Raw genomic sequence first — 22,854 nt, 5'->3', positions numbered from 1 at the left:
CGTTCCTCAGTTGGCCGTCAGGCGTTGGGAGAGTTCATTGGCGGCGGTTTCAGCCGCCTGACGCGCGCGGGCATCGGCGAGCCATTCCGCCATCGCATCCTGCGCGGGGGCCGGCAGCGTGTCGATCTCGGCCAGCGCATCGGTCAAACGGCCATCGCGCACCGCCGCTTCGGCGCGAGACAGGACAGCATCGGCATCCGTCCCTTCGCGCGGCGCGACCGAGCGGGCCCCGAGCTGGCGTTTCAGGAAGTTGCCAAAGCCGCCTTCACCCTCTTCCGGCACGGCGGCACGGGCGGTGGCCAGCGCCTGCCGCGCGGCATCGGGGTAGCGCGCTTGGAGATTGGCGAGGGTGACAACACCGCCGGCGGCGCTTTCACGCAGGGTTTCGGGTATGTCCTCGACCCCGGCCTGCTGCAACTCGGCCAGCGGCGCTTCGAAGGGGCGACCGGCGCTGATTGCAGCGTTCATCTGGGTCATCGCGGTCTGGGCACGGGCCGCTTCCGCGGCGGCGGCGGTAGCCTCTTCAGCGGTTTGTGCGTTTTCCAGCAGGCTCTCGATCTCGCTGCGCTGTTCGGCGACAGAGGCACGCAGGGCTTCCATCTCACGCTCAAAAGCCGCGACCGCGACTTGATTGTCACCGCCGGTGGCGGGCTGCTTTTCAACCGTGGTGAGGCGGCTGTCGATCTCGGCCAATTGGCTTTGCAGCGCCGAGAGGGCCTCGCGGCTGCCGGTCAGTTCCTCGCGCAGCGCATCGACCTGCGGCAGGCTTTCCGGCAGGGTGGCAGGCGCTTCGACGCGGGCTTCCAGTTCTGCGATGCGGGCCTGCTGCGCTTCCATCGCACTCTGTAATTCCGCCGCGCTTTGTGCGCGGGTGCCCAAGACGTCATATTCCGATGCGGCAAAGCCGAGGCCCGCAGCGATGGCACCGCCGAGCAGCATGGGGAAGAACACGCTGCGCTTGCGCTCTTTCGGGGCAGGCTCAGGGGCCGGGGTCGATGCAGGTGGGGACGTCGGTTTGGACGTGGCAGCGCTTGGCTTTTCGGCCTTTTCCGGCGCGGGTTTGGATGAGCTACCGCTCGGCTTAGACGCGGCCGCCGAGGCGCGTGAGGGCGCGGGATCAGCGGCCGGTTTGTCTTTGGGTGCCGGTTTGTCCTTGGGTGCAGCGCTGGTGGCGCTTGTCTTGGGATCGTCCTTGGGCGAAGCCGTCTGGGGCTTCGTCTCTTTCGCCGGTGTGGCACTCTCGGGCTTGTCTTTAGCCGGTGTAGTGCTTTCGGACTTGGCCGGGGCTTTGTCGTCCGGCTTGGCCGCTGCGGCGGGCTTCGCCGTTGCTTTATCCGTTGTGGGCGTGGTGCTGGATGTCTTCGACAGGTCGGCCTTGACCGTTTCGGTTTTCGCCGCGTCGGGCTTGGCATCCTCGGTTTTCGGCGCATCGGGTTTTGCCGTCTCCGCCCCCTTACCATCGGTCTGGCTGGGTTTCGCGGCCTCGGCCTTCTCTGCCGTGGTCGCCTTATCCGCCGCGGGAGGCGTCTGATCGGCTGTGGTCTTGTCCGCTTCGCTTTTGCTGACCGTCTTCTTGGGTTTTGCCACGCCTCACGCCTTTCGATTCTGAACCTGTCATTCACTCGCAATGGCGAGCTTACCCGGCATACCTATGCCCCTCAAGGCAAGGTGGTGCAGCGGAATAGTTTTTCAACGGCCTCTGCCATGGCCTCGCCGGTGGGTTCTGCGGCGACATCATGCGCATAGAGCGGCAGAGCTTCAAGCGCCAGAGCGGCGGCGCGGCTGATCGACAGGGCGATGACCCGTTCCGTCGAGCGAGCTTCGCGGGCGAAATGCTGTGCGCTGCGCGGGGAAAACAGCGGCACGATGACAGGGTTAGGGCCCTTTAGAAGGGTCTGCGCGGCGGTTGAGAGCGGCAGAAGGGTCTGGTCATAGACCGTGGCGGTTTCCACTTTCAGACCTGCGGCGCTTAAAATTCCGGCAATATCTGCCCGCCGGTGCCGCCCGGCAAGGTGCAAGAGCGGGCCGATCCGAGGGCGTTCCGACAGGGTCGCGATCAGCGCCTCGGCATCCAGCCCGACCATCTGCGCCTGCCAGCCCGCTTTGCCCGCCGCCGCCGTGGTCTGCGGGCCGACACAATAGGCAGGCCGCCCCTCCCCCAGAGGCGCATGGGCCACGGCATTGGCCGAGGTAAAGATCACCCCGGCATAGGGCGAAAGATCGACAGGCTCACCCGTCGCGGTAATCTCGATCAGCGGAGAGATCACGGCCCCGTCGCGCAGCGCAGGCGAGAGCCGATCCAGAAACTGCGCGGCACCGGGCTGGGGTCGTGTCAGAAGCAATCTTGGCTGCGGCATCGCAAGGCTCCGGCATTGTTTGCGCGTGAGAGCGGTGTTACCTGCGGTACAGGTGCCTTGCAACGGAAAGCCCCCATGCCCTCTACCCAGTCTCAGACCCGCTTGATCCTTGGTTTGGAAAGCAGTTGCGACGATACCGCCGCCGCCGTGGTGCGCATGGAGGAGGACGGGCGCGGCAGGGTGCTGGCCTCGGTCGTGGCGGGCCAGACCGAGCTGCACGCCGACTTTGGCGGTGTTGTTCCCGAAATCGCCGCCCGCGCCCATGCCGAGAAATTGGACCACTGTGTCGAGGATGCCTTGGCCGAAGCTGGGATCGGCCTGCCGCAGATTGACGCCATCGCGGTGACCGCCGGGCCGGGGCTGATCGGCGGCGTGGTGTCGGGCGTGATGTGCGCCAAGGGGCTTTCGGCGGCGACGGGCAAACCGCTTTACGGGGTGAACCACCTCGCAGGTCACGCGTTGACCCCGCGGCTGACCGATGATGTGCCCTATCCCTATCTGATGCTTCTGGTCTCGGGCGGACATTGTCAGTTTCTACTGGTGCGCGGGCCGGAAAGTTTCGACCGTCTCGGCGGTACGATCGACGATGCCCCGGGGGAGGCATTTGACAAGGTCGCGCGGCTGTTGGGCCTGCCCCAGCCGGGCGGACCGTCGATCGAAAAATGCGCTCAAGAGGGCGATGCGAAACGCTTTGCCCTGCCGCGCCCCCTGCTGGATCGCGAGGGCTGCGACATGTCCTTCTCGGGTTTGAAAACCGCCGTGCTGCGCGCCCGCGACAAATGCGTGGCAGAGCGTGGCGGGCTGACGCGACAGGATCAAGCAGACCTCGCGGCTGGGTTCCAAGCCGCCGTGGTTGATGTGCTCGCCCATAAAACGCGCCGCGCCTTTGCAGAGTACCCGGCACAGGGCGCGCGGAGCCTTTGCGTGGCGGGGGGCGTGGCGGCAAACAAGTCCATCCGCGCCGCGTTAGAGACTGTTGCGGCAGCGCAAGAGGCCACCTTTGTGGCGCCGCCCTTGGCGCTTTGCACTGACAACGCCGCGATGATCGCCTTCGCGGCGGGAGAGCAGGCCGCCCTGCGGGATGCCGATGACCTAACCCTTGCCGCGCGGCCCCGCTGGCCGCTGGACACGGCGCGCCCGTCGATGCTGGGCAGTGGCAAGAAGGGGGCCAAGGCATGAGCGTTTCCGTCCTCGGCGCAGGGGCGTTCGGCACGGCGCTGGCCATTTCGCTTGCGGGCAAAGGGCCGGTAACACTCTGGGCGCGTGACGCGGGGGACATGGCCGCGCGGCGCGAGAACGCCAAACGCCTGCCCGGCTGCCCTTTCCCCGATAGGCTCAGCGTGACCGAAAGCCTCGCCCAAGCGGCTGAGGCCGGGACCCTTCTGCTGGCCGTGCCGATGCAAAAGCTGCGCAGCGTGTTAAAGGAACATCGCGCGGCGCTTCACGGGAAACATTTGGTCGCCTGCTGCAAAGGCATCGAACTCAGCAGCGGCGTGGGGCCGGTCAGCGTGATCGAAGAAACCATTCCCGAAGCCACCGCCGCGATCCTGACGGGGCCGAGCTTTGCCGCCGATATCGCACGGGGCCTGCCCACCGCGCTAACCTTGGCCTGTGCAGACCCTGCGGCGGGCGAACAGCTGCAAGCGGAACTCACCACGGCGAACCTGCGGCTTTACCGCACCACGGATACCACCGGCGCGGAATTGGGCGGGGCGCTGAAGAATGTCGTCGCCATCGCCAGCGGGGCCGCGATAGGGGCCGGATTGGGCGAAAGCGCCCGCGCCGCGCTGATGACCCGCGGCTATGCCGAAATGCAGCGCCTCGCCGCCCATCTGAAGGCCGAGCCGACAACGCTGGCCGGGCTTTCGGGCTTTGGTGATCTCACGCTGACCTGCACCTCCGAGCAATCGCGCAACTACCGTTTGGGGCAATCCCTGGGCCAAGGCACCCCTTTTGACCCGTCGACCACGGTCGAAGGGGCCGCGACCGCCCGCGCCGTCGATGCGCTGGCGCGCGAAGCGGCGCTTGATATGCCGATCACCCGCGCGGTTGCCGGATTGCTCGACAACCAGTTAGATGTGGCTGGTGCCATGAAATCTTTGCTGACCCGCCCCCTAAAGGAAGAATGATATGTTTGTTGCCCTGATCGCCCATGACAAAGCCGATGGCCTGCCGATCCGTCAGGAAAACCGGCCCGACCATCTGGCCTATCTGAAATCCAGCGATGCCGTGGCGCAGGCTGGCCCGCTTTTGGATGCCGAAGGCGGCATGATCGGTTCGCTCATCATTCTGGACGTGCCTGATATGGCCGCGGCCGAGGATTGGGCCGCGAATGACCCCTATGCCAAGGCCGGCTTGTTCCAAAGCGTGACCCTGACCCATTGGAACCGGGTGATCGGCTGATGGCCTATTGGTTGTTCAAATCCGAACCCGCAACTTGGAGCTGGGCCGACCAAAAGGCCAAGGGCGACGCGGGCGAGGAATGGGACGGCGTGCGGAACTATCAAGCGCGCAATTTCATGCGTGAGATGAAGGTTGGCGACCTCGGGTTCTTTTACCACTCGCAGAAAGACCGTGAGATTGTCGGCATCGTCGAAGTCTGCGCCGAGGCTCACCCCGACAGCAGCACCGATGACCCGCGTTGGGAATGTGTGGACATCAAAGCGGTGCGGTCGTTCAACCAGCCGGTCAGTTTGGATACGATCAAAGCGGACCCAAGGCTGGAGGACATGGTTCTGGTGAAGAATTCGCGCCTATCCGTGCAGCCCGTGACCGAAGCGGAATGGCAGCTTATCTGCGCCTTGGGCAAGACCGCGCCCTAATACCGGCGCGGCCATCGGAAAAACGAAAAAGGGTTCCGGCACCCCGCCAGAACCCTTCTCACCCCATGTGCTCCCATAACCACCACACATGTTCGTACCTATTACCAGCCGCTCTGGCCGATATAAGAGAGATAGCGGAAACCGGTGATTTACTCAACTTTCGACTGTGTCAAAGCCCGCGCAAAAACGAAACGCGCGCTTAACCAAGCGCGCGTCTGAGGTAAGGTTTTAGTAGGGTTTCCCGCCGCCCTTCAGGCGTAGACAGACTCTTTGCCGAAGTGTTTGACCAGCATGTAATAGACCACCGCGCGGTACTTGTTCCGTTCGGACCGGCCATAGGTCTCGATCACTTTTTGAATGCCGCCCATGAGATGCTCATCATCCGGCAGGCCGAGTTTCTTGATCAGGAAGTTGTCCTTTACGGTGTTCAACTCAGCCGTATCGCTGGAAGACACCGTCTGCGCGTCGGCGTTATAGATCGACGGACCGCAGCCGATGGTCACCTTGGTCAAAAGGTCCATATCCGGCTCCATGCCGCATTTGTTCTTCAGGTCTTCGGCGTATTTGGCGATCCATTCGTCACGCTTGCCCATAAAATCTCTCCCAATAGTGTCTTCGGCCCGTCAGGGGTTCCTGAGACCGGAGCCTAAGGCCATATCCCTGTATTGCAAAAGATTTATTTCGGGGGCGGTGGGCTGACCCCGGAGCGGCCAGAAAAAGAGGCGCCCGAATTGGGCGCCTCTCAGTCAGGATATTGGCTGTCGCTTAGGAGGCGTCGTCAAGGCGGACGTCGTCTTCCAGCCCTTCGATGTTGCCTTCATCGACTTCCGGCTGGGCTTCCAGCTCGGCTTTGGTCCAGGAGCTCAGCTTCAGGTCGTTCTCGGCTGCCATGGAGATTTCCTCAAGCGGTACGGCGACGGTGTGTTCGCCAAGGCCGAGGAAGCCGCCCACGCCAACAACGGCGGCATAGCCATCGTCGGTCTTGATGACATAGTCGACATCACCAATGCTCTCGCCATCGGCTTCGACCACGGTCAGGCCGACCAGATCACCCACGACCATGCCGGAGAATGCGTTGCTCATGCCGGTGTCGGTGCGTGTCACGTCTGTTTCCATGTCCGCTTCGGTGTTGGAAGCGACATTCTCATCCAGATCGGTTTCGGCTTCGCCTTCGATCTCGGCGGTGGTTTCATTGTCGAAATCGGCATCTTCGTCGGCTGCCAGATCGGTGTCAGTCTCGGTGGTGACGGTGCCGCTGGTGTCGGTGCTGAGGGTCGAATTCGACTCTGAATCGGCGTTTCCAGCCAGATCCGCTTCGGCATCGGTGCTGGGCGTCACGCCATCGGTTTCGGCGGTCAACTCTGCTTCGTTGTCGACTTCGGTGTCACCTTCGAACTCGGCGCTCTCTGTCGGGGCGGTCAAGATTTCGTCGGCGGTGTTGGGGTCGTTCGTCCCCTCATAGTCGTCGGAATTCTCGCGCGACATTTCGGCGGTCTGCTCGGCCTGTTTTTCAACAGTGGCGGTCAGATCGTTGGCGGTGTTGGTAACGCTTTCGCTCGAAACTGAGGCTTCGGCTTCTGCCGCGGCACCGGCTTCGGTGTCGGCGGTTTGTGCGAACGCGGTGCCTGCAGTCAGTGCAAGGGCGGCGACGGTGGACTTCAGGAATGTACGTTTCATTTTCGATACTCCTTTTGAATGGTCTGGGGATGAAACACCGCCCGAATGACTATGTTCCGTCCGTCCTCCGCCGCTGGCAGATATGTGCTTGAATCCGCCGATTGATCCGATTTTCCTATATATCGTAGTCGCTTGATAGAAAAACGCCGCCCCGGTGATCTCCGGGACGGCGCTGAAACGTGCTGAAAGAGGGAACTCTTCGCGGCTTAGTAGCGGTAATGCTCGGGCTTGAACGGCCCCTCGGGCGTCACGCCGATATAGGCAGCCTGCTCCGGGTTCAGCTTCGACAGTTTTACGCCGATCCGGTCGAGGTGCAGACGGGCAACTTTTTCATCCAGATGCTTGGGCAGGATGTAGACGTCATTCTCGTATTTGTCGGTGTTTTCCCACAGTTCGATCTGCGCCAGCACTTGGTTGGTAAAGGAAGCAGACATCACGAAGGACGGGTGCCCGGTGGCATTGCCGAGGTTCAGCAGACGGCCTTCGGAGAGCAGGATCAGACGATTGCCGTTCGGCATCTCGATCATGTCCACCTGTTCTTTGATGTTGGTCCACTTGTGGTTCTTCAGCGCGGCAACTTGGATTTCATTGTCGAAATGGCCGATGTTGCCAACAATCGCCATGTCTTTCATCTCGCGCATATGCTCGATGCGGATCACGTCTTTGTTGCCAGTGGTGGTGATGAAGATATCGGCGGTGCCAACCACATCTTCCAGCAGCACGACTTCGAAACCGTCCATCGCGGCTTGCAGCGCGCAGATCGGGTCGACCTCGGTCACCTTCACACGGGCACCCGCACCGCGCAAGCTTGCGGCAGAGCCTTTGCCCACATCGCCATAGCCCATCACAACAGCGACCTTACCGGCCATCATCGTGTCGGTGGCGCGGCGGATACCGTCGACGAGGCTCTCTTTACAGCCGTATTTGTTGTCGAACTTCGACTTGGTGACAGAGTCGTTCACATTGATCGCGGGGAAGGGCAGTTGGCCCTGTTTCACCAGATCATAGAGACGGTGCACGCCGGTGGTGGTCTCTTCGGAAACGCCTTTGATCTGCTCGCGCATCTTGGTGAACCAGCCGGGGCTTTCGGCCATACGCTTTTTGATCTGAGCGAAAATCGCCTCTTCTTCCTCGGACTTCGGCACGGCGATCAGCTCGTCTTCGCCATTTTCCACGCGCGCGCCGAGAAGGATATAGAGCGTCGCATCGCCGCCATCGTCGAGGATCAGGTTCGGCCCTTCGGCGAACATGAAGGATTTATCGAGGTAATCCCAATGCTCAACCAACGACTGGCCTTTGATGGCGAAGACCGGCACGCCCGCTTCGGCGATGGCCGCCGCCGCGTGGTCTTGGGTCGAGAAGATGTTGCAAGACGCCCAACGCACATCGGCGCCAAGGGCGACCAGCGTTTCGATCAGAACGGCGGTCTGGATGGTCATATGCAAAGAGCCGACGATCCGCGCGCCTTTCAGCGGCTTGCTATCACCGTATTCATCGCGCAGCGCCATCAGGCCCGGCATCTCGGTCTCGGCGATGTCCAGCTCTTTGCGCCCGTAGGCCGCCAGATTGATATCCTTAACAATATAGTCGTGGGCCATGCGGCGCTCCTGTTTGAAGTGTTGCAGGGCGGTTAGCACCTTCGCCGCGAATTCTCAACGTGAATGGGGGAAAGCCGCGCCGGGTCAGTCCAGAAGAGCGGCCAGTTGCTTATCGCCCGAAAGACCCGCCATCCAATCGTCGCCTTGGGCCAGCACGCAGGCATTGCCATCGGCCAAAGTCTTGACCAAGGTCCATGTCCCCGACTGATCCGATGCCCAAAGCTGGCTGTTGTCCTCACGCTGATCCGGCACCGGCTCTTCGCCGTACCAATCAATCAGGGCAGACTTCATTTCCTTGGCGGGCATGCAGACTTCTTCTGCCTGTGCAGCACCGGCGAGGGTGGCCAAGGTAACTGCAACTATCGTACCGGAAAAAACGGGTTTCATGATTATCTCCTTCGTGGGATGAACAGGTTTGACAGGGATTTGTTCCCAAGGATCACGAGGTAAGGACTCCGGCGGATGGCGCAGAAACTACGTGCATGGCAAAGGATGCTGTCAGGTCGACGGCTTGATCTGCTCGACCCCACCCCGGTCGATGTCGAGATCGAAGACATCGCCCATGGCTTGGCCTTTGTCGCGCGGTGGAACGGTCAGACGCGGGGCGACTATGCCTATTCGGTGGCCGAACATTCGCTATTGGTGGAAACGATATTTGCCCGGATCGCCCCCCGTGCGCCTGCGAAATGGCGCTTGGCCGCGCTGCTGCATGATGCGCCGGAATATGTGATCGGGGACATGATCTCGCCCGTGAAGGCTGCCGTGGGGCCGGACTATCGCGCCTTGGATGACCGGCTGACCACTGCCGTGCATGTTCGGTTTGGCCTGCCTGCCAGCTTGCCGGCGCGCGTCAAGCAACAGATCAAAAAGGCGGATCGCATAAGTGCTTGGATGGAGGCCAGCCAGATCGCAGGCTTTTCCGAAACCGAGGCGACGCGCTTTTTTGGCCGCCCCGACGCGGCGCTGATGGAGGGGCTGAGCATCCTGCTGCGCCCACCGGTCGAGGTACGGGCCGAGTTTACCCAACGCCATGAGGCGCTGCTGCGCGAGATGGCGTGATCCATGTCCGCCGTGCCGGGGCGCTTGATACCCGCGCCTTGGCCGACTTGCTGAACGCGATCATCGCCAAGGGCGGCACCACCGCCATGGTCACTCCCGTCACCCCGCGCGAGTTGCAAGGTTGGATGGCCGCGCCCGACAGCGCATGGCATCTGGCCGAAGACGGGCGGGGAGAGATCAAAGGCTTTCAGTACATAGAGCCCCATCCAGACCTGCCCGAAGGCGGTGTGGATGTCGCGACCTTCGTGCGGGTGGGCGAGACAGGGTTCGGCATCGGCTCGGCGCTGTTCGAGCAGACGAAGACTGCCGCGCGTGATCTAGGCTATGCCCATATCCACGCGATCATCCGCGCCGACAATCTAGGCGGGTTGGCCTATTACCAAAGCCGCGGGTTCGAGGATTTCAGACGGCTGCCAAACTGCACATTGGCCGATGGCACCCGCGTTGATAAAATCTGGAAACGGTTCGAGCTTTAGCGCGGCGAGCGTTTTGCCAAGATGCGCTGCAAGGTCCGCCGGTGCATGTTCAGCCGCCGCGCGGTTTCCGAGACGTTGCGATCACAGAGTTCATAGACCCGCTGGATATGCTCCCACCGCACGCGATCCGCGCTCATCGGGTTTTCCGGCGGTTCGGGCAGATCCCCTCCGGTGGCCAAAAGCGCATTCACAATGTCATTGGCGTCGGCGGGTTTCGAAAGGTAATCCGTGGCCCCGGATTTCACCGCCGCCACTGCCGTGGCAATCGCACCATAGCCCGTCAGCACGACGACCCGCGCATCGGCGCGTTTGTCGCGCAGCACTTCGACCACGTCGAGCCCATTGCCATCCTGAAGCCGCAGATCGACCACGGCAAAGGCCGGGGGGCGCGCGGTGGCGATGGCTTTGCCCGCCGCGACCGAACCTGCGGTTTCCACCTCAAAACCGCGTTTCTCCATCGCCTTGGCCAAGCGGCGCAGAAACGGCTCATCGTCATCGACCAAAAGCAAGCTGCGGTCCGCGCCTAAGTCAGAAATATCCTGCATCAACATCCCCTCTCAAAGGCTAATATGGGGCGGCCAAGGCGGCGGGTCAATTTCAGCGTTGATCCAGAAAACAACCGATGCTGTCGGCCATCTCTTCGGGGCGTACTTCGCGGCGGAAAAAGTCGACAACGCCTTCTTCGGGCATGACCAGATAGCTGAAGGTCGAGTGATCGACGAGGTATTCGCCATTCTCATCTTCGGGGTGAACCTTGTAATAGGTGCGGTACGCTTGGCTGGCGGCTTTGACCTGCTCGGGCGAGCCGGTCAGCCCGACCATGCGCGGGTGCATCACCTCGGCAAAATCACCGACCACTTCGGGCGTGTCGCGCGCAGGGTCAACGGTGATGAAGACCGGCGTGATGCTCTGGCCGCGCTCATCCAGAATTTCGGTCGCCGCCGCGTTGCGGTCCACGTCCAGCGGGCAGACATCGGGGCAGGAGGTATAGCCGAAATAAAGCAGGGCAGGCTCGGTGATGACATCGGCATCGGTCACGGTCTCGCCCGCGCTGTTGACCAGTTCGAACGGCCCGCCGATATCGCCGCCCGCCACTTGGCTCGACCGGCAAGTGGCATAGGGATCGTCCTCGCCCCGCAGCACCATGAAAGCCGTCCCGGCCAGAAATACCGCCGCAACCCCAGCTGCGCCAAATGCAATCATTCGTTTCATGTCAGTCCTCCGCCGTGCTGGCCGGTCTTGATCGTGTTTCGCCGCAGACCTACGCTAGATGGCAGGTGATGCAAGACGCAATAAAGTGATGGGGCTAAGATGACGCAGGCAAATATCCGGCCCCTCGATGGGCGCACCCGCGCCAGTTGGATCCGCCTGCGCACGATGATCCTGCTGCGCTGGTTCGCCATCGCCGGACAGTTGACCGCCGTCACCGTGGCGCAATGGGCGCTTGGGCTGCAGCTGGCCTTTGGCCTATGTTACCTGACGATCGGGGCCTCAGTGGTGGGCAACCTTGTCGCGGCCTTCGTCTTTCCGCAGAACAAACGCCTGTCGGAGCGCGAGAACCTCGCCATGGTGCTCTTCGACCTGCTGCAACTGACCGCGCTTTTGGCGCTGACCGGCGGGCTACACAATCCCTTTGCACTTCTGCTGCTGGCCCCGGTGACGATCTCGGCCACCGCGCTCAGCCTGCGCTCGACACTGGTTCTGGGCGGCACCGCGATTATCGCGGCCTCGGTGCTGGCGCTGTGGCATCTGCCGTTGGTGACGCAATCGGGCGATGTGCTGCGCCAGCCCGGCATCTTCGTCTTTGGCCATTGGGCGGCGCTGCTGATCGCCATCGTCTTTACCAGTGCCTATTCGCGGCGCGTCACGACCGAAGTCCACTCCATGGCCGACGCGCTCTCGGCCACGCAAATGGTGCTGGCACGAGAGCAGAAACTCTCGGACCTCAGCGGCGTCGTTGCCGCCGCCGCCCATGAATTGGGAACGCCGCTTGCCACGATCAAACTGGCCAGCACCGAGCTGCTGGGCGATCTGGAAGACCGCCCCGATCTGGCCGAAGATGCCGCGCTGATCCGTGATCAGGCGGACCGCTGCCGGGATATCCTGCGCGACATGGGCCGCATCGGGAAAGACGATCTGCACATGCAGCGCGCGCAGCTGACCGCCGTGGTGAAAGAGGCCGCCGAGCCGCATCTGGAGCGCGGCAAGACGGTGATGTTTTCCGACAACCCGATGGCCCGAGACCCGGCCCGCGCCCCGACGATCCCGCGCAAGCCCGAGATCATCCACGGGCTGCGCAATCTGGTGCAGAACGCCGTGGATTTTGCCGAAACCACGGTTTGGATCGAAACCGAATGGTCCGCCGAGGATATCTCGGTGCGGATCATCGACAACGGGCCGGGCTTCCCGCCGCAGCATCTGGGCCGGATCGGCGACCCGTTTTTGCGCCGCCGAGGAGGTGCATCGAACGAGACGGCGCGGCCTGAATATGAGGGCATGGGGCTGGGGCTGTTCATCGCCAAAACCTTCCTCGAACGCTCGGGCGCGCGGTTGCGCTTTGCCAATGGGTCCGACAGCGGTTGGCTGCGCGGGCTGCCCCCTGCTGGCAGCGGCGCTGTGGTCGAAGTCGTCTGGCCACGCCGCCTGCTGGACCTTGGCCCCGATGACAGCGTGATGGGCGAGAACCAGCGTCTGACGGCCTGACGGCGGGATTGGCGCGTTTGTTAACCCACCGTTAACCACTGGGGCTCAAAATAGGGCGTCGCATTTGCCGAAAGGGGTCTCCGTCATGGCATTGCCGGATGTCATCATCGTGCTTGCCGCCGCCTCCGTCACCGCGCTGGCCGCTCTTTGGTGGCTCGGCTCGCCTGCGGGGCGACCGGCGGCGGCACCCCCCGGCATCGACGACATGAGCCTGCTGTTCGAAGAGGGGCAGTTGGTTCATGGCTCCGACAATGCGCTGACCCGCTTTGCCCTCGCCCCCGGCTACCACCAGTGGGAGGATATTCGCGATGCGCTGCTGTCACGGTTTCCCGAATTCCCCCGCACGCCCCGGCATGGGGCCAACGGCAAGCTGACCCTCAGGGCAGAGGATGGCGACAGCCCGTCGGAGCTGCGCATCACTTGGCGCGACGCGCTCTGCTGGCTGCACCTGCCCCAAACCCGCGCGACCGAAGAGATCACGGAAGAGACGTTTCAGAAACTCGCCGCCCTGCGCCGCGCCAGCGAAACCAGCCCGAACCCCGTGTGGCAGACCGACGCGGGCGGGCGGATCATCTGGCACAACCGGGCCTATGGGGCCCTGAAGCGCAAGGCCCAACCTGACCCGGACTGTGGCGGCGCCGCCTTGTTCAGCACCCCCTCGCCCGACCATCCCAACCGCGTCTGCTTGCGGCGTAGCGATGGGGAAAAGCCCGATTGGTACGCGCTCACCACCACGACCGAGGATAATGTGCAGGTCTACCACGCCACCTGCATCAACGCCGTGGTCGCCGCCGAAGAGGCGCAGCGCAACTTTGTCCAAACCCTCGCCAAAACCTTTGCGCATTTGTCCATCGGGCTCGCGATTTTTGACCGCAACGGGCAATTGGCCCTGTTCAACCCCGCGCTGGTCGACCTGACCGATCTGCCTGCCCCCTTTCTCAGCGCCCGGCCTACGATGGTCTCTTTCTTTGACCAATTGCGCGAAAGCCGCCGCATGCCGGAGCCGAAGAATTACAAGAATTGGCGTCACGAAATCGCCGAAGTTATCGCCGCCGCAACCGATGGCCGCTATCAAGAGACTTGGTCGCTGGAGAACGGCCAGACCTACAGCATCCGGGGCCGGCCCCACCCCGATGGCGCCACCGCTTTTCTGATCGAAGACATCACCGCCGAGGTGACCCTAACCCGCAATTTCCGGGCCGAACTTGAACAGAGCCAAAGCCTGCTCGACACGCTCGAAGATGGTTTCGCCGTCTTCTCCCCCTCCGGCGTGCTGACCTTCTGCAACGCCGCCTATCGCGACCGGTGGAAACAAGACCCGGACAAAAGCTTTGCCGAAATCACCGTCAACGATACGATCCGGGTCTGGCAGGAAATGTCGGCGGCCAATCCGCTCTGGCCCGATGTTGTGGAATTCGTCATGGGCAGGGGCGACCGCGCGGGCTGGAACATGCCCATCTACCCGCATCAGGGCGCGCCGCTTTCTTGCGAGGTCTCGGCCATCGCATCCGGTGCCACGCTCATACGCTTTCGCCCGATCCCCGTCGGCGCGGGCCGGTCGGAGCCTTCCAACGCCCCTTCGGCGGGCGACCGGCGGCAACCCTCCAACTAGGTCGCTCCCAGCCGCTTTAATCTTGCGGCTGCGCGTCGGGACGCTAAGCATGGGGCATGTCCGACGATACCCTTTCCTTCCTGCTCAGCGGCCCCGATGACACCGCTGGGCGCGCCCGGCAACTGGCCCGGCGCCTGTCTCCCGGCGATGTCATCCTGCTTAGCGGCGATGTCGGCGCGGGCAAGACCCATTTCGCCCGCGCGCTGATCACCGAATTGCTCGACCACCCCGAGGATATCCCCTCGCCCACCTTCACCTTGGTGCAGACCTATGACACGGCAAGCAGCGCGATCTGGCACGCCGATCTCTACCGGCTGACTTCCACCCATGAGATTGAAGAGCTCGGGCTGATCGACGCCTTTCACGATGCGATCTGTTTGGTGGAATGGCCGGATCGGCTGGGCCCGCTCGCCCCAGCCGATGCCCTAGAGATCAGCCTTAGCCCCGGCACCGAAGAAGACAGCCGCAGGCTGACCGCAGAATGGTCCGGCGGCGATTGGGCCGAGAAGCTGGCGGCGTGGCGCAAATGACCGAACGCGCCGCATTGATCAAAGGTTTTTTGCAAACCGCGGGCTGGGCCGAAGCCTCCCGCAAGCTGCTGGCAGGCGATGCCTCTAACCGGCGCTATGACCGGCTGCGCAAAGCCGAGGGAGATCGCGCCATCCTGATGGACGCCCCACCGGAACGCGGTGAAGACGTGCGACCCTTCCGTCATGTCGCCGCGCATCTGGCGGGCTGTGGCCTCAGCGCGCCCGAGATTTACCATGCGGACAATGACAATGGTCTGCTGCTGATCGAAGACCTTGGCGATGACCTCTTTGCGCGGCTCATGGCGGCGGATCCGGCTCGGGAACTCCCCCTCTACCGCGCGGCTGCTGACGTATTGGTCAAACTGCACGCCGCCCCCCTGCCGGATCTTCCGATTTGCGATGCCGATTGGCTGGCTGATATGGCCTCCCCCGCCTTCGACTTTTACGCGCCCACAGGCGGGCAGAGCGCAAACGCCGCTTTCGCGCAAGTTTTCCGCCCCCTCGCCGCAGCGTTAGATGACAGCCTAAAGGTCGTGATACTGCGCGATTATCACGCCGAGAACCTGCTTTGGCTGCCAGAGCGCGAAGGGGCGGCGCGGGTCGGTTTGCTGGATTTTCAAGACGCGCTGCTGGGCCACCCGGCCTATGATCTCGTCTCGATCCTGCAAGACGCCCGCCGCGATGTGCCCCGGGCGGTGGAGGCGCAGATCATTGATGATTACCTTGCCCAAACCGGACAGGCGGAAACCCCCTTCCGCCGCGCCTATGCACTGCTTGGCGCCCAGCGCAATCTGCGCATCTTGGGGATCTTTGCGCGCCTCTGTCTGCGCGACGGCAAACCGCATTACGTCGATCTGATCCCCCGCGTCTGGCAGCATCTGCAACATAACCTGCGCCATCCCGCGCTTGCCGATGTGGCAGAGGCAATCGCAAGCGTGCTGCCCCCGCCGACCCCCGAATTTCTGGAGCAACTGAAAAGCCAATGCGCGACAATCCCGACGCCATCATGATGTTCGCGGCCGGGTTCGGCACGCGTATGAAACATCTCACCCAGAACCAACCGAAGCCCATGGTGCCAGTCGCGGGCCGCCCGTTGATTGACCATGCGCTCGACCTTGCCCGCGGGTTATCCCCTGCGCGGATCGTGGCAAACCTGCATTACCTCCCCGACCAGCTGGAGGCACATCTGAAAGCGCAGGATGTGCAAACGGTGATCGAAACGCCCCAGATCCTCGACACCGGCGGCGGGCTGCGCAACGCGTTGCCGCTGTTGGGCGCGGGGCCCGTTTTCACCATGAACAGTGACGCAATTTGGGCCGGGGCGAACCCGCTCGAAATGCTCCGCGACGCATGGGATCCGGCGCGGATGGACGCGCTTTTGATGACCGTGCCGTTGGGAAACACCCTTGGCCATGGCGGCACGGGCGACTTTACCCGCGCCGCGGATGGCCGCCTGCAACGGGGGCCGGGCGAGGTCTATGGCGGGGTGCAGATCATCAAGACCGACCTGTTGGCCGATATCGAAGCCAAGGCATTCTCGCTCAACCTGTTGTGGGACATGATGCTGGCACGCGGGACGCTGTTTGGCCTGCCCTATAGCGGGCGCTGGTGCGATGTGGGGCACCCGGGCGGCATCCCCCTTGCCGAAAGCCTTTTGGCAGGTGCCAATGTTTGAGCCGCAGGACAGCCCCCGGGTCTTTGGCCTTGCTCCCGGCGTAGATTTCCCGCGCGGATTGGTGCGCGGGCTGTGCGACCGGTTGGAGAATGGCCCGCCCGAGGCGATGGCCCGTGTCGAGTTGCTGGTGAACACCAACCGCATGGCGCGTCGGCTGCGCCATGATTTCGACGCGGGCCCGGCAGGATTTCTACCGCGCATTCGGCTGATCACCGACCTTGATGCATTGGCCCCCGGCATCGCGCTGCCCGCCCCGACACCGCCGCTGCAACGGCGGCTGGAACTCATTCAACTGGTGTCCCGCCTGCTGGATGCCGCACCCGATCTGGCGCCGCGCGCCTCGCTTTATGCGCTGTCGGACAGTCTGGCGGGGCTGATCGACGAAATGCAGGGCGAAGGCGTCTCGCCCGAGACGGTGGCCGGGCTGGACGTTGGCAACCTCTCGGCCCATTGGGAGCGGGCGCAGCGGTTCCTCGCCATCGCGCATGACTATCTGGGCCAAACCACCACCCACCCGGATGCCGAGGCACGGCGACGGCAGCTGGTCGCCCGGATCATCGCCCGCTGGCAAGACGCGCCACCGCAGCACCCGGTGATCCTTGCCGGGTCCACCGGGTCGCGCGGGACAACCGCGCTGTTGATGGAGGCCGTGGCCCGCCTGCCGCAAGGCGCGATCATCCTGCCGGGATTCGATTTCGAGATGCCAACCGCCGTTTGGAACGAGTTGGACCAAGCGCTTCTGGCCGAGGATCACCCGCAATACCGCTTCCGCAAGCTGATGAATATGCTCGGCGTGGCGCGTGGCGCGGTCGCGCCGTGGTGCGAGATGCCCCCGGTATCGACCGCCCGCAACAAGCTGGTGTCGCTCTCGCTTAGACCTGCGCCCGTCACCCATGCTTGGCTGAACGAAGGGCCGAAGCTGGAAGACCTGCAAGATGCCACCGCTGACATTACCCTGATCGAAGCGCCCACCCCGCGGGTTGAGGCGTTGGCCATCGCGCTGCGCCTGCGCCAAGCTGCCGAGGATGGCGTGAAAGCCGCCTTGATCACCCCCGACCGGATGCTCACCCGGCAGGTCACCGCAGCGCTCGACCGGTGGGGCATTCTGCCCGACGACAGCGCCGGGATGCCGCTGCAACTCTCCCCGCCGGGGCGGTTCTTGCGCCATGTGGCGGCGCTGTTTGTCCGGAAACTGGATGCCGAAGCGCTGCTGACCTTGCTGAAACACCCGCTAACACACAGCGGCGCGGGGCGGAATTTCCACCAGCTCTATACCCAGCGCTTGGAGGCTGAGATCCGCCGCCACGGGCTGCCCTACCCCGACGCCGAAGGCTTGGCCGAGATTGCAGAGCGCGCCGCGAAACGGATGGAAGACCCCAGCGGGTTCCGCGATTGGGTCGCTTGGCTGGGCGAGGTTTTCCCCGGCCATGACACCCCCGGAGAGCGGCCCCTGCCCGAATGCGTCGCCGCGCATCTGGCGCTGGCCGAAAGGATCGCCGCCGGGCAATCCGCCGATCCCGACCACCTGCTTTGGCAGCAAGGCGCGGGCATCGCGGCCGAGGCGGTGATGGCGAACCTCACGGAACATGCAGCCCACGGCGGGGCGATGAACGCCGCCGATTATTCTGATCTCTTGGGCGCGCTCTTGGCCCAAGAAGAGGTGCGCGAGGCCGATACCCCCCATCCCGACATTATGATCTGGGGCACGATGGAGGCGCGGGTGCAGGGGGCCGAGTTGGTCATCCTTGGCGGTTTGAACGAAGGCACATGGCCCGAAGCGCCGCCGCCCGATCCATGGCTCAACCGTCAAATGCGCGAGAAGGCCGGGCTGCTGCTGCCCGAACGGCGCATCGGCCTGTCGGCACATGACTATCAACAGGCCATCGCCAGCCCCGAGGTTTGGATCACCCGCGCGATCCGCTCGGACGAGGCCGAGATGGTGCCATCACGCTGGCTGAACCGCTTGGGCAACCTGCTGGGCGGCTTGAGCGACACCGGCGGGCCGGAGGCGTGGAAGGCCATGCAGCAGCGCGGCAACCGCTGGCTGGATCAGGTGCGCGCCTTGGAAGCGGTGGAGCGCACCGCCCCGGCCACGCGCCCCTCGCCCCGCCCACCGCGCGCGGCGCGCCCCCGCAAGCTGTCGGTGACCGAGATCAAGACGCTGATCCGCGATCCTTACGCGATCTATGCCAAACACAGCCTGAAACTGCGCCCGATCAACCCGCTGGTGCAATCGCCCGACGCGCCGGTGCGCGGCATCGTCCTGCACCGCATCATGGAAGATTTCGTCAAACTCGTGGCCCGCGATCCTGCGCGCCTGACCCGCGACACGCTGATGCAAGTGGCCGCCGAGGTGCTGGAGGAAGAAGCCCCCTGGCCCGCCGCCCGCGCCATGTGGCTGGCCCGTATCGACCGGATCGCGGATTGGTTCATCGCCCGCGAAAGCCAACGCGCCGAGTTCTCCAGCCCCGTCGCTTTTGAACAGGGCGCGCGGGGCAGCTACACCTTTGCCGACCTCGGCTTTACCCTCAGCGGCTTTGCCGACCGGATCGACCAGACCGATAACGGCGATGTGCTGATCTACGACTACAAAACCGGCACGCCGCCCGGCAAAAAGGAGCAGCGGCTGTTTGACAAACAACTCTTGATTGAAGCGGCGATGGTCGAACGGGGCGGTTTTCCCGAGGTGGGCGTGGCCCATGTGGCCCATGCCGCCTTTATCGGTCTAGGGTCGAAACCCGTCGAGGTCCCCGCCCCGCTGGAGGAGGAAAACCCGCAAGAGGTGCTGGCCGGTCTGCACGCGCTGCTCTCGCGCTACCTCGATGAGGGGCAGGGCTTTACCGCGCGGCGGATGGTACAAAGCGATGCCTTTGCCGGAAACTTTGACCAACTGGCGCGGTTCGGGGAGTGGGATGGCACCAGCTCTGCCCGCCCGGAGGATCTGGAATGATGCGTGATTTCAACGATGCCACCCGCGCCCAGATCGAAGCGGCGCGGCCCGATGCCTCCACTTGGCTGACCGCGAATGCGGGCTCTGGCAAGACCCGCGTGCTGACCGACCGCGTGGCGCGGCTGCTGCTCGACGACGTGGAGCCGCAGCACATCCTTTGCCTGACCTATACCAAAGCCGCTGCCTCGGAGATGCAGAACCGCCTGTTCAAACGCTTGGGCGAATGGGCGATGCTGAAAGACGCGGCACTGCGCAGCGCCTTGGCCGATCTTGGCGTTCAGGGCGAATTGACGCCCGAGCAACTGCGCAATGCCCGCACCCTTTTTGCCCGCGCGATCGAGACGCCCGGCGGGCTGAAAATTCAGACCATCCACTCTTTCTGCGCGGCCCTTCTGCGCCGCTTCCCGCTAGAGGCACAGGTCAGCCCGCAATTCACCGAGATCGAAGACCGCGCCGCCGATCTGCTGCGGGCCGAGATTGTCGATGAGATGGCCGAAGGCGAAGACGCCCCGCTGGTCGCCGAGATCGCGCGGCACTACACGGGCGAAGATTTCGCCAGCCTCACCCGCAGCATCGTGGGCCAACGCGATGCCTTCAGCACCCCCCGCTCTTGGCCCGAGATCCTAGCGCTTTTCGCCCAGCCCGAAGACCTCACCGAAGACAAGATCGCGGCCTCGGTCTTCCTCGGCAGCGAAGCGGCGATGATGGCCGAGATCATCCCCCATCTGCTGGCGAAAGGCGGCAATGACGGCAAGGCGGGCGCGGCGCTGCAAGAGATTGACCGCTATGATCTGTCCGCCCTGCCCCAGCTTGAAAACATCCTCCTGACCGGCAGCGGCGCCAAGGCGCCCTTTACCGCCAAGATCGGCAGTTTCCCGACCAAGCCGACGCAAAAGGTCATTGCCGAACAGATGCCGAAGCTTGAGCAATTGATGCAGCGCGTCGAAGATGCCCGCGAAGCGCGGCTGGCGCTGAAGGCGGCGCGCAAATCCTATGTGCTCCACCGTTTCGCGGCCCGTTTTCTGGAACGCTACGCAGACGAGAAGCAAAAGCGCGGCTGGCTCGACTTTGACGATCTGATCCTCAAAGCCCGCGCCTTGCTGACCGACAAGGCCGTGGCCGCTTGGGTGCTGTTCCGCATCGACGGCGGCATCGACCATATCCTTGTCGACGAGGCGCAGGACACCTCGCCCCGGCAATGGGACGTGATCGAACGGCTGACAGATGAATTTTACTCCGGCGCCGGGGCGCGGAATGAGGTGGATCGCACGCTCTTCGTCGTGGGCGACAAGAAGCAGTCGATCTACTCTTTTCAAGGCGCGGACCCTGAAGAGCTGGACCGCAAAGGCACGACATTCGAACAAAAGATCGGTGAGGCCGGGCAGTTCTTCCAGCGCCGCAGTCTTGCCTATTCCTTCCGCTCCTCTTCGGCGATTTTGCAAGCGGTCGATGGGGTTTTCGACCCCGCGATCCAGATCGGTTTCGCCAATGACGGCCATATGGCCTTCAAAGATCGCCTGCCCGGCCGCGTCGATCTTTGGCCCTTCATCGAAAAGGCGGGCCCTGACGAGGAAGGCGATTGGACCGACCCCGTCGACCGGCGCAGCGCGCGGCATCACACGGTGCAACTGGCCGAACGCATCGCGCGGCGCATCAAGGAGCTGACGACCGAGGAGCATTACCTCCCCGACGACAGCAAGGGCGGCTTGGCACGGCGGCGCATCCAACCGGGGGATTTTCTGATCCTCGTGCAGCGCCGCTCGGCCCTGTTTTCCGAGATCATCCGCGCCTGCAAGGCGGCGGAACTGCCCATCGCCGGGGCCGACAGGCTCAAGGTCGGGGCCGAACTGGCGGTGCGCGATCTGGCGGCGATCCTGTCGTTCCTTGCGACGCCGGACGACGACCTATCGCTTGCTACCGCGCTGAAATCGCCGCTTTTCGGCTGGTCGGAACAAGAGCTTTTCTCCCTCGCCCATTACCGCAAAGAGGATCACCTCTGGCAAGCCCTGCGCAACCAGACCGAGGCCCACGCTGCCACCCTCGCCGTGCTGCGCGACCTGCGCGGGCAGGTCGATTACCTGCGCCCCTACGATCTGATCGAACGCATTCTCACCCGCCACGATGGGCGCCGCAAACTGCTCGCGCGGCTGGGGCCAGAGGCCGAGGATGGGATCAACGCGATGCTGAGCCAAGCGCTGTCTTACGAGCGCGGCACGGTGCCCAGCCTGACCGGGTTCCTGCAATGGATGCAGACCGATGATCTGGAAATCAAACGTCAGATCGACAGCGCGTCGAACCAGATCCGGGTGATGACGGTGCATGGCGCCAAGGGTCTGGAAGCGCCGATCGTGATCCTGCCCGACACCGGGCGGCGCGATGTGACGATCAAGGATGAGATCATCACCGTTGACGGCACCCCCGTTTGGAAAGCCCCGGCGGATGACATGCCCCAGCCCATGCGCGCGCGGCTGGACGAGATGAAAAAGGCCGCGCTACAAGAACGGCTTCGGCTGTTCTATGTCGCCATGACACGGGCCGAGAAATGGCTGATCGTGGCCGCGGCGGGAGAATTGTCGAAAGATGAATCCTCTTGGTATCAAATCACCGCGTCCGCTCTGGCCCGGCTCCGCGCCGAGCCTTTGGGCGACGATGGCACGCTGCGCTATCAACAGGGCGATTGGGATGCGCTCGACATCATAGAGACGCCTGAGAAAACCGTCACAACGCACAGGTTAGACCCTGTTTTCACCCGCTCCGCCCCCTCCCCCAAGGGAGAGGATAAGACCCTGTCGCCCTCGGATCTCGGCGGGGCCAAGGCGCTTGCCGGTGAAGCCGGGCTCGATATGGACACTGCGCTGAGCTATGGCACGCTGGTCCATGAGCTGCTGGAACATCTGCCGCTGATGGGCGCGGATGCCCGGGAGATCTTTCTTGAGCGGTTGGCCCGCACACACCCCGCCGAGATGATCGCCCGCGCGGAAGATGAGGCGGAAGCAGTGCTGAACACCCCTGCCCTCGCCCCGCTGTTTGCCGAGACAACCCTCGCCGAAGTGCCCGTGACCGGTAGCCTTGGAGACCAGCGCCTGCATGGCACGATCGACCGTTTGGTGATCGCCGAGGATCGCATCCTTGCTGTCGATTTCAAGACCAACCGCGTGGTCCCCGGCTCGGCTGACGCCTCCCCCGACGGGCTGCTGCGCCAGATGGGGGCCTATGCTCATATGCTGCGCCAGATCTACCCGGAACGGCGGATCGAGACGGCTATTCTATGGACTGCCACCCCCGCGCTTATGGTGTTACCCAACGATATCGTGACAAATGCCCTGCGCGCCCTGCCATATCTTGACGCCACTGCCGCGCATTCATAGGTTCAGGCCTCAACCCATTCCTGTCAG

General features: G+C 63.6%; 21 protein-coding genes. 13 read left to right on the top strand and 8 right to left on the bottom strand.

Annotated features, from left to right (window positions below; translation table 11 throughout):
- Positions 1-6 precede the first annotated feature (6 nt).
- Positions 7-1,587: a hypothetical protein gene (locus tag J7392_RS24190; RefSeq protein WP_247744480.1), complete on the bottom strand. Its 1,581-nt coding sequence runs from the start codon at positions 1,585-1,587 to the stop codon at positions 7-9.
- 71 nt (positions 1,588-1,658) lie between these two features.
- Complete coding sequence (locus tag J7392_RS07215) at positions 1,659-2,357, bottom strand: uroporphyrinogen-III synthase (protein ID WP_209216932.1); 699 nt, start codon at positions 2,355-2,357, stop codon at positions 1,659-1,661.
- Between the two features lie 75 nt (positions 2,358-2,432).
- On the opposite strand from J7392_RS07215, the gene tsaD reads away from it, so the two are divergent.
- From tsaD to J7392_RS07195, 4 genes are read left to right on the top strand one after another with little or no spacing between them, the layout of a single operon-like run.
- On the top strand, positions 2,433-3,536 hold the full coding sequence (tsaD, locus tag J7392_RS07210; protein WP_209216931.1) for a tRNA (adenosine(37)-N6)-threonylcarbamoyltransferase complex transferase subunit TsaD: 1,104 nt from the start codon (positions 2,433-2,435) through the stop codon (positions 3,534-3,536).
- Positions 3,533-4,486: an NAD(P)H-dependent glycerol-3-phosphate dehydrogenase gene (locus J7392_RS07205; protein ID WP_209216930.1), complete on the top strand. Its 954-nt coding sequence runs from the start codon at positions 3,533-3,535 to the stop codon at positions 4,484-4,486. Before tsaD ends, J7392_RS07205 begins: the two co-directional genes overlap by 4 nt.
- A 1-nt stretch (position 4,487) precedes the next feature.
- Complete coding sequence (locus J7392_RS07200) at positions 4,488-4,760, top strand: YciI family protein (RefSeq protein ID WP_067268301.1); 273 nt, start codon at positions 4,488-4,490, stop codon at positions 4,758-4,760.
- Complete coding sequence (locus J7392_RS07195; protein WP_209216929.1) at positions 4,760-5,179, top strand: EVE domain-containing protein; 420 nt, start codon at positions 4,760-4,762, stop codon at positions 5,177-5,179. Before J7392_RS07200 ends, J7392_RS07195 begins: the two co-directional genes overlap by 1 nt.
- A gap of 251 nt (positions 5,180-5,430) precedes the next feature.
- Here J7392_RS07195 and J7392_RS07190 read toward each other — a convergent pair whose 3' ends face one another.
- The 4 genes from J7392_RS07190 to J7392_RS07175 all read right to left on the bottom strand — a co-directional run bounded on the left by J7392_RS07190 (position 5,431) and on the right by J7392_RS07175 (position 8,841).
- On the bottom strand, positions 5,431-5,772 hold the full coding sequence (locus J7392_RS07190; RefSeq protein WP_209216928.1) for a DUF2853 family protein: 342 nt from the start codon (positions 5,770-5,772) through the stop codon (positions 5,431-5,433).
- A 172-nt stretch (positions 5,773-5,944) separates the two neighbouring features.
- Positions 5,945-6,856, bottom strand: coding sequence for a PRC-barrel domain-containing protein (locus J7392_RS07185; RefSeq protein ID WP_209216927.1), 912 nt, complete (start codon positions 6,854-6,856; stop codon positions 5,945-5,947).
- Between the two features lie 206 nt (positions 6,857-7,062).
- Positions 7,063-8,454: an adenosylhomocysteinase gene (gene ahcY / locus J7392_RS07180; RefSeq protein WP_209216926.1), complete on the bottom strand. Its 1,392-nt coding sequence runs from the start codon at positions 8,452-8,454 to the stop codon at positions 7,063-7,065.
- Between the two features lie 84 nt (positions 8,455-8,538).
- Positions 8,539-8,841 (bottom strand): S-adenosyl-L-homocysteine hydrolase, encoded by a 303-nt coding sequence (locus tag J7392_RS07175; protein WP_247744479.1) that lies wholly within the window; start codon positions 8,839-8,841, stop codon positions 8,539-8,541.
- 75 nt (positions 8,842-8,916) lie between these two features.
- Between J7392_RS07175 and J7392_RS07170 the strand changes: the two genes are divergently transcribed.
- Positions 8,917-9,513 carry an HD family hydrolase gene (locus tag J7392_RS07170; protein WP_209216925.1) on the top strand — a complete coding sequence of 199 codons (597 nt, stop codon included), beginning with the start codon at positions 8,917-8,919 and terminating at the stop codon, positions 9,511-9,513.
- A complete protein-coding gene (locus J7392_RS07165; protein WP_209216924.1) occupies positions 9,510-9,989 on the top strand; it encodes a GNAT family N-acetyltransferase in 480 nt (159 codons plus the stop codon). The genes J7392_RS07170 and J7392_RS07165 overlap by 4 nt, the downstream gene beginning before the upstream one ends.
- Here J7392_RS07165 and J7392_RS07160 read toward each other — a convergent pair.
- Together J7392_RS07160 and J7392_RS07155 are read right to left on the bottom strand one after the other, a co-directional pair.
- A complete protein-coding gene (locus J7392_RS07160; RefSeq protein ID WP_067268317.1) occupies positions 9,986-10,540 on the bottom strand; it encodes an ActR/PrrA/RegA family redox response regulator transcription factor in 555 nt (184 codons plus the stop codon). The two genes, J7392_RS07165 and J7392_RS07160, sit on opposite strands and share 4 nt — an antisense overlap.
- A gap of 46 nt (positions 10,541-10,586) precedes the next feature.
- Entirely contained in the window at positions 10,587-11,201 is a 615-nt protein-coding gene (locus tag J7392_RS07155; RefSeq protein ID WP_209216923.1) for an SCO family protein, read from the bottom strand.
- Positions 11,202-11,300: 99 nt separating this feature from the next.
- Between J7392_RS07155 and J7392_RS07150 the strand changes: the two genes are divergently transcribed.
- The 7 genes from J7392_RS07150 (at position 11,301) to addA (ending at position 22,827) form a co-directional block, all read left to right on the top strand.
- Entirely contained in the window at positions 11,301-12,692 is a 1,392-nt protein-coding gene (locus J7392_RS07150) for a sensor histidine kinase RegB (protein WP_209216922.1), read from the top strand.
- A gap of 85 nt (positions 12,693-12,777) precedes the next feature.
- Positions 12,778-14,304 (top strand): PAS-domain containing protein, encoded by a 1,527-nt coding sequence (locus J7392_RS07145; RefSeq protein WP_209216921.1) that lies wholly within the window; start codon positions 12,778-12,780, stop codon positions 14,302-14,304.
- 56 nt (positions 14,305-14,360) lie between these two features.
- On the top strand, positions 14,361-14,834 hold the full coding sequence (tsaE, locus tag J7392_RS07140; protein ID WP_209216920.1) for a tRNA (adenosine(37)-N6)-threonylcarbamoyltransferase complex ATPase subunit type 1 TsaE: 474 nt from the start codon (positions 14,361-14,363) through the stop codon (positions 14,832-14,834).
- Complete coding sequence (locus J7392_RS07135; protein WP_209216919.1) at positions 14,831-15,844, top strand: phosphotransferase; 1,014 nt, start codon at positions 14,831-14,833, stop codon at positions 15,842-15,844. Before tsaE ends, J7392_RS07135 begins: the two co-directional genes overlap by 4 nt.
- Positions 15,817-16,509, top strand: coding sequence for a nucleotidyltransferase family protein (locus J7392_RS07130; RefSeq protein ID WP_209216918.1), 693 nt, complete (start codon positions 15,817-15,819; stop codon positions 16,507-16,509). The genes J7392_RS07135 and J7392_RS07130 overlap by 28 nt, the downstream gene beginning before the upstream one ends.
- Positions 16,502-19,459 (top strand): double-strand break repair protein AddB, encoded by a 2,958-nt coding sequence (gene addB, locus J7392_RS07125; protein ID WP_209216917.1) that lies wholly within the window; start codon positions 16,502-16,504, stop codon positions 19,457-19,459. Before J7392_RS07130 ends, addB begins: the two co-directional genes overlap by 8 nt.
- A complete protein-coding gene (addA, locus tag J7392_RS07120) occupies positions 19,456-22,827 on the top strand; it encodes a double-strand break repair helicase AddA (protein ID WP_209216916.1) in 3,372 nt (1,123 codons plus the stop codon). The genes addB and addA overlap by 4 nt, the downstream gene beginning before the upstream one ends.
- The last annotated feature ends 27 nt before the right edge of the window (positions 22,828-22,854 follow it).

This window comes from Sulfitobacter sp. R18_1, from assembly GCF_017743915.1.
Lineage (GTDB): Bacteria > Pseudomonadota > Alphaproteobacteria > Rhodobacterales > Rhodobacteraceae > Sulfitobacter > Sulfitobacter faviae.
The sequence above is the reverse complement of the archived record's forward strand: the minus strand, read 5'-3'. Positions and strand labels throughout refer to the sequence as shown.